This window comes from Acidovorax sp. NCPPB 3576, from assembly GCF_028473605.1.
Lineage (GTDB): Bacteria > Pseudomonadota > Gammaproteobacteria > Burkholderiales > Burkholderiaceae_C > Paracidovorax.
The window spans coordinates 1,557,408-1,570,796 of the sequence record NZ_CP097267.1 but is presented as its reverse complement, the minus strand read 5'-3'; the positions used below and the strand labels follow the sequence as shown (position 1 = coordinate 1,570,796).

Genomic DNA, 13,389 nt, shown 5'->3' with positions numbered 1-13,389 from the left:
CCGCCTTCGGCGCCACGGTGCCGAAGCCTGTATGGGCACACGCGTGCCCCTCCCATTGCCCCCAAAATGTCACGCAAACCCAAAAAAGGCTACTACGTGCGAGGCCAGTTCGTTGCCGAAGGCAGCGAGTTGGACATCGAACTGAAAGCCGAGCTCAAAGGCACGCACGAAGCGAGCCGGACCGACCTGAAGCGCGAGAGCGATGCGCTGCAGAAACTCGGCGAAGACCTGCTCACCCTGCGCGCCGACCTGATGGAACGCGTGCAGCTGCCCGAGAAGCTGCGCGATGCGCTGGCCGAGGCCAGGCGCATCACCAACTTCGAGGGCAAGCGCCGCCAGATGCAGTACGTCGGCAAGATCATGCGCCAGCTCGACCCCACCGTCGTGGCCGCCGCCCAGGCCGCGCTGGACGAGCAGCACAACGGCTCGGCTGCCGAAAAGCTCGCGCTGCACGCCTCCGAGCGCTGGCGCGACCGGCTCATCGCCGACGACGCCGCGCTGCCCGACTGGCTGGAGCGCTTTCCGCGCACCGACACGCAGCAGATCCGCGCGCTGATCCGCCAGGCGCGCAAGGACGCGCAGCCCGAGGGCAAGACCGCGAACGTGCAGGTGTCCGAGGGCCTGGCCCCGCGCAAGGGCCGCGCCTACCGCGAGCTGTTCCAGCTCGTGCGCGAGCAGATGGAAGACGCGGCCACCCACGCCCGCCATGAAGAAACCGGCCGCGATGCCTGACGCCGTGGCGCCCGCCGCGACCGGCGGCTTCGAGCCGGTGCGCATCGGCATCGTCTCCATCAGCGACCGGGCCAGCACCGGCGTCTATGAGGACAAGGGCCTGCCCGCGCTGCAGGACTGGCTGGCCCGCGCGCTGCGCAACCCCATCGCCTTCGAGCCCCGGCTGATCCCCGACGACCAGGCCACCATCAGCGCCACGCTGATCGAGCTGGCCGACACCGCAGGCTGCAGCCTGGTGCTGACCACCGGCGGCACGGGCCCCGCCCTGCGCGACGTGACACCCGAGGCCACGCTGGCCGTGGCCCACAAGGAAATGCCGGGCTTCGGCGAGCAGATGCGCCAGATCGGCCTGCGCTTCGTGCCCACGGCCATCCTCTCGCGCCAGGTGGCGGTGGTGCGCGGCAGCACGCTCATCATCAACCTGCCCGGCCAGCCCAAGGCCATCGCCGAGACGCTGGAAGGCCTGCGGCGCGAGGACGGCAGCCAGGAGGTGCCGGGCATCTTCGCCGCGGTGCCGTACTGCATCGACCTGATCGGCGGGCCGTACCTGGAGACCCACGAGGCGGTATGCAAGGCGTTCCGGCCGAAATCGGCCGTGCGGCGCTGATGCTATATTTTTTATAGCATAACGCCCTAGTCTTTATTGCGCTGGAGGCCTTTTTGGCCTTTAGTCCCCTGGACGCCGAAGCCGGGGGCGCGACTTTCCACCGGCCAAGGCGCCGGCTACTTGCCCACCAGCTCGTTGAGCTTGTCCGCCTGGAACTGCTCCTGGCGCGCCGCATCGCAGGGCACGCAGTCCTTGGCCGGCGCCTGCGGGTTGGCCGAGAGCTTTTCGATGGCCTGCCACAGCAGCGCGATCTGGTGCTCCTGCGACGAGGCGTTGTCGATCAGGCCGCGCATGGCCTGCGAGAGCGGATCGTCTTCCTGCGTGATGCCGTAGGCGGTGAAGGGGCGCGCGGCCTGCGGCTCGGTCACGTCGGCGCTCTGGCCGGCCTTGGAGGGGATGATGCGGGCCGGGATGCCCACGGCCGTGGCGCCCGGCGGCACGGGCTTGATGACCACCGCGTTGCTGCCGATCTTGGCGCCGTCGCCCACCTCGAAGCCGCCCAGCACCTTGGCGCCCGCGCTCACCACCACGTCCTTGCCCAGCGTGGGGTGGCGCTTGGCGCCCTTGTAGAGCGAGGTGCCGCCCAGCGTCACGCCCTGGTAGATGGTGCAGCCGTCGCCGATCTCGGCGGTCTCGCCGACCACCACGCCCATGGCATGGTCGAAGAAGACGCGCTCGCCGATCCTGGCGCCGGGGTGGATCTCGATGCCGGTCATCCAACGCGCGAAATGCGAGATGAACCGCCCCAGCCACGGCAGGCCGTGGCGCCAGCACCAGTGCGCCGGGCGGTGCAGCCAGATCGCGTGCAGGCCGGGGTAGCAGGTGACCACCTCCCAGGTGCTGCGCGCGGCGGGGTCGCGGTCGAGGATGCACTGGACGTCGGAGCGCAGGCGGTCAAACATGGGGTGGTCGGGCGTGGGGACGGGGCGGAAAAGAGCCGCCGAGTCTATCGCTTTGCCTGCGCGGCGCCGGTCATGGCTTTGGCGACACCGCGCAGGATGTGGATTTCCTCGGGCGTGAGCTGCGCGCGGTTGAACAGCTGGTTCAGGCGCGGCATGAGCTTCTTGGGCGCGGCGGGGTCGAGAAAGCCGATGTCCACCAGCGCGCGCTCCCAGTGCGCCAGCATGCCGGCCACCTGCGCGGCGTCGGCGCGCTCGGTGGCGGGCGCCGCAGAGCCTTCCTGCGATGGCGTGGCGGCGGCGAACCCGCCGAGCGCCAGGCGCCATTCGTAGGCGACGACCTGGATGGCTGCGCCCAGGTTGAGCGAGCCGAACGTGGGGTTGGTGGGAATCGACAGCGCCACATGGCAGCGGTACACGTCGTCGTTGGCCATTCCGAAGCGCTCGCTGCCGAACAGGAAGGCCACGCCGGCCTCAGTGGTGGTGGCGGTAGGGGTGGCGATGGGGATGGGAGCCGAATCGGCCTCCAGCGCATATTCCCCTAGGGGGTATTGCTCATTTTTTAATAGCAATTCGAAATGCTCGCGCGGCGAGCGTGTGGGCGGGCCGAAGTCGCGCGGCGTCATGGCGGTGGCGCACAGGTGGCTGATGCCGTCCAGGGCCTCGTCCAGCGTGGCGACGATGCGCGCGTTCTCCAGCACGTCGAGCGCGCCGCTGGCGCGCTGGATGGTTTCCTCGCGCCGCAGCACGTTGGCCCAGCGCGGGGCGACGAGCACCAGGTCGCCGAAGCCCATGGTCTTCATGGCGCGGGCGGCGGCGCCGACGTTGCCGGCATGGCTGGTGTGGATGAGGATGAAACGGGTCTTCATGGGCGCGCGGTCGGTGGAAAAAGGCAGTACGGGTAAAATCGCGCGCTCATTGTCGCCGTCCGCATCGCCGGGGCGCCATTCCCCGTTCCTGAACCGCTGGGCCGCCCTCCTTTGCGCCCGGCCCACGCCACAATCCAATGTCGACCAATCTGCACCCCATGCTCAACGTGGCCATCAAGGCCGCACGCGCCGCCGGCGCCATCATCAACCGCGCGGCCCTGGACGTGGAATCCGTGCGGATCTCGCAAAAGCAGATCAACGATTTCGTGACCGAAGTGGATCACGCGAGCGAGAAGATCATCATCGAGACGCTGCTCACCGCGTACCCCGGCCACGGCATCCTGGCCGAGGAATCGGGCAGCGAATACGGCGCGAAGGATTCGGAGTTCGTCTGGATCATCGACCCGCTGGACGGCACCACCAACTTCATCCACGGCTTTCCGGTCTATTGCGTGAGCATCGCCCTGGCCGTGCGCGGCAAGGTCGAGCAGGCCGTGATCTACGACCCGACCCGCAACGACCTCTTCACCGCCACCAAGGGCCGCGGCGCCTACATGAACGAGCGCCGCATCCGCGTCTCCAAGCGCACGCAGCTCAAGGAATGCCTGATCTCCACCGGCTTTCCGTTCCGCCCGGGCGACAATTTCAAGAACTACCTGAACATCATGGCCGACGTGATGCAGCGCACCGCCGGCCTGCGCCGCCCCGGCGCCGCGGCGCTGGACCTGGCCTACGTGGCCGCAGGCTTCACCGAAGCGTTCTTCGAGACCGGCCTGTCGATCTGGGACGTGGCAGCCGGCTCGCTGCTGGTGACCGAGGCCGGCGGCCTGGTGGGCAACTTCACGGGCGAGGCGGACTTCCTGGAGCAGCGCGAATGCCTGGCCGGCGCACCGCGGATCTACGGCCAGCTGGTGCCGATCCTGACCAAATACAGCCAGTTCGCCAGCGCCGGCGACAAGGCGGCCGTGCGCCAGGCGGCGGCCAACCTGTCGCTGCCCACGGACGGCCTGGACGACGTGGTGCCATCCACCCCGGCCGAGGACGACGAAGCCGCCAGCGGCGCGGCGCGCTGACCGACCGCGCCAGCCAGCGCAAAGCGACAGAAAAAAAGGGACTGCCGCACCGGCCTTGGCCGGGCGGCAGTCCCTTCGTCTTTTCGGGCCTTCGGTCCGCGCGCCCGCCTATGCAGGGTCGGGGTACTTGCGCGCGATGTCGCGAAAGTCGTCGGCCAGGTCAACGAAGGCATCCACCATGTCGGGGTCGAAATGCGTGCCCCGGCCCCGCACGATGGTCGCGCAGGCCTGCTCGTGGGAATACGCGGGCTTGTACACGCGCTTGCTGATGAGCGCGTCGTACACGTCGGCCACGGCCATGAGCCGGGCCGAGACGGGAATGGCATCGCCCGCCAGGCCCTCCGGGTAGCCGCTGCCGTCCCACTTTTCCTGGTGGCTGTAGGCGATCTCCTTGGACACGCTGAGGAAGGCCACGCGCATGCCCAGGCGTCGCTCGGCGTCCTCGATGGCGTTGCGGCCCAGCGTGGTGTGCGTCTTCATGACCTCGAACTCTTCCACCGTGAGCTTGCCGGGCTTGAGCAGGATGCGGTCGGGAATGCCGATCTTGCCGATGTCGTGCAACGGCGCCGACTTGTACAGCAGCTCGATCATGCGTTCGGTCAGCGTCTGCTCGAAGCGCGGATGCAGGCGCAGTTGCTCGGCCAGCGCCTTCACATAGAGCTGCGTGCGGCGGATGTGGTTGCCCGTCTCGTTGTCGCGCGTTTCGGCCAGGGAGGTCATGGCCATGATGGTCACGTCCTGGATGGCCTGCACTTCCAGCGTGCGCATGGCCACCTCGCGCTCCAGGTAGGCGCTCTTGTCGCGCAGGAAGTCGGCGGTGGCCTTCAGGGCCAGATGGGTGTGCACGCGCGCCAGCAGGATGGGCGGGCTGATGGGCTTGGTGATGTAGTCCACCGCACCGGCCGCCAGGCCCATGCGCTCATCGTCGGACGTGGAGCGCGCGGTGAGGAAGATGATGGGAATGTCTCGCGACTGCGGGTGTGCCTTGAGCTGGCGGCAGACCTCGTAGCCGTCGATGCCCGGCATCATGATGTCCAGCAGGATCAGGTCGGGCGGCGGGGACGACTGCGCGATCCGCAGCGCCTTCTCGCCCTGGTTGGCGACCTTGACGTGGTAGTGGTCGCGCAGCAGCGTGCCCATGAGCGTGAGGTTGTCGGGCGTGTCGTCCACCACCAGCACGGTGGCAATGGGCTTTTCGACAAAAAGGGACTCGTCGGCATAGAAATGGGGAATGTCCATGGGGTGGTCCTGTCATGCGGTCCCGCCTGAAGGCTCGGACCCGTCGAGGTCCGATTGCGCCGCAGCATGCAGCGTGTCCAAGGCCCGCTCAAACTCGAAACTCCGGGTATCCGCTTCCAGCGCGACGAAGGCCGCGCCCAACGCACTTTCCAACAGCGGCCTATTTTGCTGCAGATGCTCTACCGCGGCCGGGTCATCGGCCTGCAGCAGCACTTGCAGGCGCTGCAGGGCCGGGCGCAGCGCCATGGCGGCGGGCTGGCCCGGCGATGCGGCGGCATCCGCCGTCCCTGCCGATGCGGCGGCCTCGGCGGACGGGCTTGCGGCGGCCCATGCGTCCAGCCCCGACAGCAACTCGGCCATGCGCCGGTCCACGCCGTCGCACAGGCGCTGCAGCGACGCGCTGCGCTGGCCGGTGCGAAGCGCCTGCTCCAGGGCCTCGGCCTCGTTGGACAGCGGCTGCGCGCCGATGTTGGCGGCCACCGAACGCAGCGTGTGCGCCAGGCGCTCGGCCTGCTCCCAGTCCTGTGCCTGCACCGCGCCGGACAGGCCGCGCGCCACATGGCGCTGGCCTTCGGCGAACCGGCGCAGCATGTCGGCATACAGCGCGGGCCGGCCCAGCGCGCGCTGCAGCCCCAGCGCCGTGTCGAGCCCCGGCACGCCGTAGGGCAGCGGCGCCAGCCCCGCGCTGGGCGCTGGCGGAGGGGAGGCGCTGGGGGTGGCCGGTGCGCCAGCCGCTCCGCCCGCCTCGTCCATGCGCACGCCCAGCCCCGGACGCGGCCGAATCCAACGCGCCAGGGCGCGCCACAGCACGGCGGGCTCGATGGGCTTGGGAACGTGGTCGTTCATGCCGGCGGCAAAGCAGCGCTGGCGGTCGGACTCCATGGCGTTGGCGGTCATGGCGATGATCGGCAGGTTCGAGTGGCGCGGGTCGGCCCGCAGCGCGCGCGTGGCGGTCTCGCCGTCCATCACGGGCATCTGCATGTCCATCAGCACCGCGTCGTAGTCCTGGCGCTCGATGCATTCCAGCGCCGCCTGCCCGTGCGCGGCCACATCCACCACGAAGCCGGCATCGCGCAGCAGCTCCAGCGCCACGAGCTGGTTCAGCTCGTTGTCCTCCACCAGCAGCACGGTGGCGCCGCGCACGGCCAGGGGCGGCTGGTCGCTGCCCGGCTGGGCCAGGTGGGCCTGCGTGGGCATCCAGCCATGCTCCAGCGGCTGCATGAGCGTGTCGTACAGCACCGAGGCGCTCACCGGCTTGACCAGCACCGTCTCGATGCCTTGCTCGCGGGCCGCGAGCATGACCTCCTCGCGCCCGTAGGCGGTGACCATGAGCATCTGCGGTACGCGGTCCAGGCCGATCTCGCGGATGCGCCGGGCCAGCTCGATGCCGTCCATGCCCGGCATGTGCCAGTCGATCAGCAGCAGGCCATAGGGGCGCTGCTCGTCGATGCCTTGGCGCAGCGCAGCCAGCGCCTGAAGGCCGGACTCCACCTCGGTGGTCTCGAAGCCCATGGCCTGCAGCATGTCGGACAGCACGGTGGCGGCGGTCTGGTTGTCGTCCACCACCAGCACGCGGCGACCGCGCACGCCGGGCGGCGGCAGCAGCGCGGGAACGGGCATGCCGCAGTCCAGCGGCAGCGTCACCCAGAAGGCCGATCTCTTGCCGGGCTCGCTCTCGGCGCCCACCTCGCCGCCCATGAGTTCGGCCAGGTTCTTGCAGATGGCCAGGCCCAGGCCGGTGCCGCCATAGCGCCGCGTGGTGGACGCATCGGCCTGCTGGAAGCTCTGGAACAGCCGCCCCATCTGCTCGGGCGTCATGCCGATGCCGGTGTCGCGCACCTCGAAGCGCAGCAGCACGCGCTGGCCCGCGCGCTCCAGCACGCGCACCAGGATGTGGATCTCGCCGCGGTCGGTGAACTTGATGGCGTTGTTGGCGAAGTTGATAAGGATCTGCCCCAGCCGCAACGCGTCGCCCACCAGGTGCGCCGGCACGTCGGCGGCGGCATCGAGCACCAGCTCCAGCCCCTTCACGCCGGCCTTGTAGCCCACCACGTCGGCCACGCCCTCCAGCATGCGGTCGAGCACGAAGGGCTGCTTTTCGACGATGAGCTTGCCCGCCTCGATCTTGGAGAAATCCAGGATGTCGTTGATCACGCCCAGCAGGTGCTGGCCGGCCTGCTGAATCTTGGAGACGTAGTCGCTCTGGCGCGGGGTGAGCCCCGATTTGAGCGCCAGGTGCGACATGCCGATGATGGCGTTCATCGGCGTGCGGATCTCATGGCTCATGTTGGCCAGGAAGTTGGACTTGAGCGCAGTGGTCTCCTCCGCCATCTCCTTGGCGCGGCGCAGCTCGCGCTCTGCGCGCTGGCGGTCGGTGATGTCCACGAAGGTGCCGATGACGCCGCCCGGCGTGCCGTCGGGCCGCTGGAACCCGTGCAGCCAGAACAAGGTGTGGTGGATCTCGCCGTCCGCATACGGCAGGTCCACTTCCTTGTGCACCGACTGCGCGCCGCTCAGCGCGAACTGCGCATCGGAATCGAACGCAGCGCGCTCGGCCTCGGACAGGTAATGCAGGTCCAGCACGGTGCGGCCAATGAGGTCGTCGCGCCGCACGCCGAAGGCGCGCTCGTAGGCGCGGTTGAAGCCCACATAGCGCCCATCCGCATCCTTGTAGAACAGCGGCACGGGAATCGCGTCGATGAGCGCCTGCTGGAACACCAGCTGCTCGGCCACCTGCGCTTCCAGCAGCTTCTGGTCGTTCACGTCCACCTGCACGCCGATCAGGCGCCGCGCGCGGCCTTCGTCGTCGCGGATGATGCGTGCCGCACACAGGAACCAGCGCACCTCGCCGTCGTAGCGCACCACGCGCCAGGAGTCCTGTAGCTGGTTGTCGCTGCCGGCCAGGGCGCTGTCGATGCGCGCCTGGGCGCGGACCCGGTCCTCGGGGTGCAGGCGGTCGAGCCAGTCCTGCAGGCTGCGCCCTTCGGGCTGCGGCGGCACGCCGTATAGCGATTCGAGCTTGTCGCTCCACACCAGCTTGTCCGAGGCCAGGTCCAGGTCGAACACGCCGACCTTGCCGGCCTCCTGCGCCAGCGCCAGGCGGTCGTTGATCTCGCGCATGGCTTCTTCGGCCGCGCGCGCCTCGCTCACGTCTTCGATCACCCACAGGCACGAGTCGCTGAAACCGTCCATCTCCAGGCCCCGGCCGGACACGCGGGCCTCGAACACCGTGCCGTCCAGGCGATGCAGCGTGCAGGCCTCCCGCACCGCCCCGCCCGCCTCCAGCCGGGCGCCGGTGCGCTCCAGGAACACGCCGTGCCCCTGCGCGCCGCCGAACATGCGCGACACGGGGTAGCCCAGCAGTTCGGCGACGGTGCCTTTCATCAGCTCGGCGAACGCCGGGTTGAACTGGCGGAACACGCCGTCGCACACCAGCAGGATGGGCGGCGCGTTGTCGAAGATGGCGGTCTGCTGGGCCAGCAGATCGTTGAGCAGGCGCTCGCGCCGCTGCAATTCGTGGTGGGCGGTGATGCGGTCCGTGACGTCCTCGTGCAGCCCGACGATGGCGATGCGCCGGCCCCGCTGGTCGAACACGGGCGAGAGCGTCGCCTCTTCGTGGAACAGGGTGCCGTCCGCCCGGCGGTTGATGAATTCGCCCCGCCACGACTGGCCGGACAGCAGCCGTGCCCACAGCTGCTGGTAGGTCTCGGGCGGGGTCTGTCCGCTGGCGATGACCGAGGGTTTCTGGCCGCGCACCTCTTGCAGCGTGAGGCCGCTGTTGCGTTCGTATTCGGCGTTGACCCAGTCGATGCGGCCCTGCGCATCGGTGATGACCACGGCCACGGGGCTGCTTTGCAGCGCGGCGCCCAGCACCTGGAACCGCTCCATCGCGGTGGCCATGCGCGCGCGGTGGCGCAGCATCTCCAGCATCATCCCGCCCATGAGCAGCAGCAGGGCGAACGTGCCACCGCCGATCAGCCAGCGCCGGGAGGGCGGCAGCAGCGCGCTCACGTCGTCCAGCGCGACGAGCTGCCAGGTGCCGTCGGGGTCCTTCCAGTCGAGCGGGTGCTTGTCGAGCGCGTAGGTCGTGCCATCCACGACGACCTCGCGCGCATCGAGCCGGAACGGCAGCGCCGACGCCACGCCGTTGTCGAAGAGCTTGCCGAACTGCCGCTGGTCGCGAACGGCATCGATGCGGTCCTGGGTGAGCGGCGGCGCCATCGCGTAGCGCCATTCGGGCCGGGTGGACGAGAAGGCCACGCCCTTGGGCGACATCAGCAGCATGGGATAGCCGGAGCGGGCCATCTGCGCGTCGAACGCATCGAACGCCACCTTGACCATCACCACGCCGATGATGGCGCTGGCCGGCGAATCGCCCTCGTACAGCGGCGCGGCGTAGTACAGGCCGCGCTCCTGCGTGTTGCCGCCCAGCGCCGGGTACACGTTCACTCCGCCCCGGATCGCCTGCTGGAAGTAGGGCCGGTACGACAGGTTGATGCCGGTGGAAGGCGTGCCCGGCGTCTCGTGGGCGACCACGGTGCCATCGCGCGACATCACGTACACGCCGCTCATCAGGAACCGGCCGCGCACCACGGCCAGCCGGGCCAGCGCCTCGGGCGCATCGGGCGGCAGCTCGCCGTTGGCCACCTGTTTCAGCGCCGGCTCGCTGAGCCCCAGCAGGGTCACCGCACCGAGGATGGGGCTGCCCATGCTTTGATTGAGCAGCGAGTCGGCCGTGTGCGCCAGTTGGCGGCTGCGCTCCTCCGCCCGGCCCGCGGCGCGCAGGTGCGCCACCGTTTCGACGACCAGCCACGCGCCGAGCAGCGCCATGGCGATGACCAGCACCGCACCGCGCCGCCATCGCGCGTCGCCCATGGCGTGGTCGTGCAGGCCGCCGATACCGCCGGAGCGAGGGCTCACCGCCATGGCTTGGCGCCCCATGCCGCGGGATGCCCGCAGGGGCCGCAAACGGCCGCGATCCGAGGGCGCACGCAATACATTCCTGGAAACACCATCACAGTCGCTTTGAACCTTCCACAACGGCAGGACACACACACTGGTCAGGACATGCCCGAAGGCACTCGCCCCGCAGTATGTCAAAACGTAACAGTTCTTGGAATCTTTTACTTCCAAGCGGCATCTGGACAATCGGGATGTACCCGGGCCTAGCGCTGCCGCGGCAGGGCCATTCCGGTGCCCCAAAGGGGGCTGAGATCCTTCCCACGCCATCCGCCCGGTGAGCGGCAGGCCCTTGCCGGCCCCCGTCCCGCCGCCGTTCTTTTTCTTCCCACCGCCCACCCCAAGGAGCCCCCTCGACGATGCTGGATTTTTTGTCTCTCTCCCCCTGGCTTGCCACCCTGCTCGGCGCCAGCCTCGCTGCCTTCGCCGGCGCCATGGCCCACCGCATCGCCGCGATGCTTGCGCTGCGTGCCACGCGGGGGCTGCCGGTGCTGCAGACCGTCGTACAGGCCTGTGTGCCGGCCATGCGGGTGCTGCTGCCGCTGTTCGCCACGCAACTGGTCTGGGTCGCCGCCGCCGACAGCCTGCCGCACCTGGCCACCGTGCGCCATTTGACCGGGCTGGCCCTCATCGCGGTGACGGCCTGGGCGCTGATCGCGGCCATCGGCGGCGTGGCGGACGGGCTCATCGCCCGCTATCCGGCGAATGTGGAAGACAACCTCACCGCCCGCCGGGTCGCCACGCAGGCGCGGGTGCTGTCGCGCACCGCCATGACCGGCGTGGTCATGGCAGCGGTGTCGCTCATGCTCATGACCTTTCCCGGCGCGCGGCAAGTGGGCGCCAGCCTGCTGGCCTCGGCCGGCGTGGTCGGCATCGTGGCCGGTATCGCGGCACGGCCGGTGTTCAGCAACATCATCGCGGGCCTGCAGATCGCGCTGGCGCAGCCCATCCGCATCGACGACGTGCTGATCGTGCAGGGCGAATGGGGCCGCGTGGAAGAGATCACGGGAACCTACGTGGTGCTGGCCATCTGGGACGAGCGGCGGCTGATCATTCCGCTGCAATGGTTCATCGAGAACCCCTTCCAAAACTGGACCCGCACCAGCTCGCAGATCCTGGGCACCGTGTTCCTGTTCGCGGACTACCGTTTGCCGCTGGACCCGCTGCGCGCCGAGCTGGCCCGCGTGCTGGAGACGGCGCCGGAATGGGACCGGCGCGTGAGCGTGCTGCAGTTGACCGACGTGACCGAGCGCACCATCCAGATCCGCGTGCTGGTCTCTGCCCGGTCGTCCGGCCTGGCGTTCGACCTGCGCTGCCGCGTGCGCGAGGCACTGGTCACCTTCATCCAGCGCGAATACCCCGACTGCCTGCCCCAGGTGCGTGGCCCGCAGGAGGCCGTGCGCGCCGACGCATCGCCGCACCCGCAGGCCTGATGGCACTCGCAGGCACGGTGGCAGGAACGCCGCTTGCCGATGGCAGCGAGGGGACACGCCATGTCTTTTGACATAGCCCTTTCCAGCGCTTGAAGGTATAAAACGCAGTTACTAGAAAGACGAGCTGAATGACCCAAAGGGCGGCAGAAATACTGGTGGTGGACGATCATCCCGAAACAGCGGAGCTGGCAGCCATGGCGCTGCAACTGGATGGTTTTACCGCGGCGATTGCCAACAGCGGCGCGGATGCGCTGCACTACATCGAACAGCACCAGCCCGCCTGCGTGCTGCTCGATTTCGACATGCCGGGCATGGACGGCCTGGAACTGGCACGGCGCGTGCGCGAAGCGCACCGGGACGACATCGTCCTGATCGCCCTGACCGGATGGACGGACACCAACGACCGCGTCACCGAACTGCTGGCGGTGGTGGACCACCACTTTCTCAAGCCCGTCGATTGGCGGCGCCTCACCGGGATTTTGTCGCCCCTGCGCTGAGCGGCGGTTCAGCACTCGCTGAACCGTGACCGATATTCCTTGTTGGCGACTCGCAGGGATAGCGGCCATCTCTGCCGGCCTATCCGCAGCACGGGCCGCATCTGCTTCGGCACGGCTTGGCCAATCGGCCAGACGCATGTCCCCCCTCTTTTGCCCCCTCAGGCGCAGCCCTCGGCGCCTTTCGCGCCAGGCCGCGCCCGCAAGGGGGAAAATCACGCGATCATCCCGCGCAAAGCCGCACGGCCGAGGCGGGTGAGCTTTCAAGACGAATGGCGTGCTTGCCACCAAGATGGGTCGAAAATGAAACTTGCCACCTGGAACATCAACTCCCTTTCCGTGCGCCTGCCCCAGGTGATCGCCTGGCTGGCCGACAACCCCGTCGATGCGCTGTGCCTGCAAGAACTGAAGCTGGTGGACGAAAAATTCCCCCACGACGCCTTGAAGGAGATCGGCTACCACGCGGTCGCCTTCGGCCAGAAAACCTACAACGGCGTCGCCATCCTGAGCCGCAGCCCGCTGCGCGACGTGGTCCGGAACATCCCCGGCCATGAAGATGCGCAGGCCCGCGTGATCGCCGCGACCCTGGACACCCCGGACGGCCCGCTGCGGCTGGTGAACGGCTATTTCGTCAACGGCCAGGCGCCGGGCTCGGAAAAGTTCGCCTACAAGATGCTGTGGCTCGAAGCGCTGCACCGCTGGCTGCGCGAGGAACTGCTGGCCCACCCGCGACTGGCCCTGCTGGGCGACTTCAACGTCGCGCCCGAAGACCGCGACTCTTTCGATCCGGTGGGCCTGAAGGACACCATCCACCACACCGTGGAGGAGCGGGGACATTTCCAGCAACTGCTGCAGTTGGGCCTGACCGACGCCTACCGCCTGTTCGAGCAGCCCGAAAAAAGCTATTCGTGGTGGGACTACCGCATGCTGGGGTTCCAGAAAAACCGCGGCCTGCGCATCGACCATATCCTGGTGAGCGAGGCGCTGCGGGGACGCGTGACGGCCTGCACCATCGACCGCGCGCCCCGCAAGAATCCGCAGCCCAGCGACCACACGCCGGTTGTCGCCACGCTGGACTGACCAG

General features: G+C 68.8%; 10 protein-coding genes. 6 read left to right on the top strand and 4 right to left on the bottom strand.

Going from position 1 to position 13,389, the window contains the following annotated elements; all coding sequences use genetic code 11:
* Positions 1-66: 66 nt before the first annotated feature.
* Both yjgA and mog read left to right on the top strand, forming a co-directional pair.
* Positions 67-732 carry a ribosome biogenesis factor YjgA gene (yjgA, locus tag M5C98_RS07295; RefSeq protein ID WP_272551894.1) on the top strand — a complete coding sequence of 222 codons (666 nt, stop codon included), beginning with the start codon at positions 67-69 and terminating at the stop codon, positions 730-732.
* The gene (gene mog, locus M5C98_RS07290; protein WP_272553196.1) at positions 725-1,339 is read left to right on the top strand and encodes a molybdopterin adenylyltransferase; all 615 of its coding nucleotides are present in this window, start codon (positions 725-727) and stop codon (positions 1,337-1,339) included. Before yjgA ends, mog begins: the two co-directional genes overlap by 8 nt.
* 116 nt (positions 1,340-1,455) lie before the next feature.
* Here the strand turns inward: mog and cysE are convergent, their stop codons facing one another.
* Both cysE and M5C98_RS07280 read right to left on the bottom strand, forming a co-directional pair.
* Complete coding sequence (cysE, locus tag M5C98_RS07285; RefSeq protein WP_272551893.1) at positions 1,456-2,241, bottom strand: serine O-acetyltransferase; 786 nt, start codon at positions 2,239-2,241, stop codon at positions 1,456-1,458.
* Between the two features lie 44 nt (positions 2,242-2,285).
* Positions 2,286-3,107, bottom strand: a complete 822-nt coding sequence (locus M5C98_RS07280; RefSeq protein WP_272551891.1) for an RNA methyltransferase — start codon at positions 3,105-3,107, stop codon at positions 2,286-2,288.
* Positions 3,108-3,244: 137 nt separating this feature from the next.
* Here M5C98_RS07280 and M5C98_RS07275 point away from each other — a divergent pair, with 137 nt between their 5' ends.
* Positions 3,245-4,180: an inositol monophosphatase family protein gene (locus M5C98_RS07275; protein ID WP_272551890.1), complete on the top strand. Its 936-nt coding sequence runs from the start codon at positions 3,245-3,247 to the stop codon at positions 4,178-4,180.
* 108 nt (positions 4,181-4,288) lie between these two features.
* On the opposite strand, the gene M5C98_RS07270 is transcribed toward M5C98_RS07275, so the two are convergent.
* Positions 4,289-5,419 carry a response regulator gene (locus M5C98_RS07270; RefSeq protein ID WP_272551889.1) on the bottom strand — a complete coding sequence of 377 codons (1,131 nt, stop codon included), beginning with the start codon at positions 5,417-5,419 and terminating at the stop codon, positions 4,289-4,291.
* Between the two features lie 12 nt (positions 5,420-5,431).
* The gene (locus M5C98_RS07265) at positions 5,432-10,345 is read right to left on the bottom strand and encodes a PAS domain S-box protein (RefSeq protein WP_272551888.1); all 4,914 of its coding nucleotides are present in this window, start codon (positions 10,343-10,345) and stop codon (positions 5,432-5,434) included.
* Positions 10,346-10,737: 392 nt separating this feature from the next.
* Between M5C98_RS07265 and M5C98_RS07260 the strand changes: the two genes are divergently transcribed.
* The 3 genes from M5C98_RS07260 to xth all read left to right on the top strand — a co-directional run bounded on the left by M5C98_RS07260 (position 10,738) and on the right by xth (position 13,385).
* Positions 10,738-11,811: a mechanosensitive ion channel family protein gene (locus M5C98_RS07260; protein WP_442867243.1), complete on the top strand. Its 1,074-nt coding sequence runs from the start codon at positions 10,738-10,740 to the stop codon at positions 11,809-11,811.
* A gap of 128 nt (positions 11,812-11,939) precedes the next feature.
* Positions 11,940-12,308 carry a response regulator gene (locus M5C98_RS07255; protein WP_272551886.1) on the top strand — a complete coding sequence of 123 codons (369 nt, stop codon included), beginning with the start codon at positions 11,940-11,942 and terminating at the stop codon, positions 12,306-12,308.
* 300 nt (positions 12,309-12,608) lie between these two features.
* Complete coding sequence (gene xth, locus M5C98_RS07250; protein ID WP_272551885.1) at positions 12,609-13,385, top strand: exodeoxyribonuclease III; 777 nt, start codon at positions 12,609-12,611, stop codon at positions 13,383-13,385.
* The last annotated feature ends 4 nt before the right edge of the window (positions 13,386-13,389 follow it).

Bases quoted from the DNA above. Each gene is read 5' to 3' on its own strand.
- yjgA (WP_272551894.1), top strand. From the start codon at position 67: ATGTCACGCAAACCCAAAAAAGGCTACTACGTGCGAGGCCAGTTCGTT.
- mog (WP_272553196.1), top strand. From the start codon at position 725: ATGCCTGACGCCGTGGCGCCCGCCGCGACCGGCGGCTTCGAGCCGGTG.
- M5C98_RS07280 (WP_272551891.1), bottom strand. From the start codon at position 3,107: ATGAAGACCCGTTTCATCCTCATCCACACCAGCCATGCCGGCAACGTC.
- xth (WP_272551885.1), top strand. From the start codon at position 12,609: ATGAAACTTGCCACCTGGAACATCAACTCCCTTTCCGTGCGCCTGCCC.
- M5C98_RS07270 (WP_272551889.1), bottom strand. From the start codon at position 5,419: ATGGACATTCCCCATTTCTATGCCGACGAGTCCCTTTTTGTCGAAAAG.
- cysE (WP_272551893.1), bottom strand. From the start codon at position 2,241: ATGTTTGACCGCCTGCGCTCCGACGTCCAGTGCATCCTCGACCGCGAC.
- M5C98_RS07255 (WP_272551886.1), top strand. From the start codon at position 11,940: ATGACCCAAAGGGCGGCAGAAATACTGGTGGTGGACGATCATCCCGAA.
- M5C98_RS07260 (WP_442867243.1), top strand. From the start codon at position 10,738: ATGCTGGATTTTTTGTCTCTCTCCCCCTGGCTTGCCACCCTGCTCGGC.
- M5C98_RS07275 (WP_272551890.1), top strand. From the start codon at position 3,245: ATGTCGACCAATCTGCACCCCATGCTCAACGTGGCCATCAAGGCCGCA.
- M5C98_RS07265 (WP_272551888.1), bottom strand. From the start codon at position 10,345: ATGGCGGTGAGCCCTCGCTCCGGCGGTATCGGCGGCCTGCACGACCAC.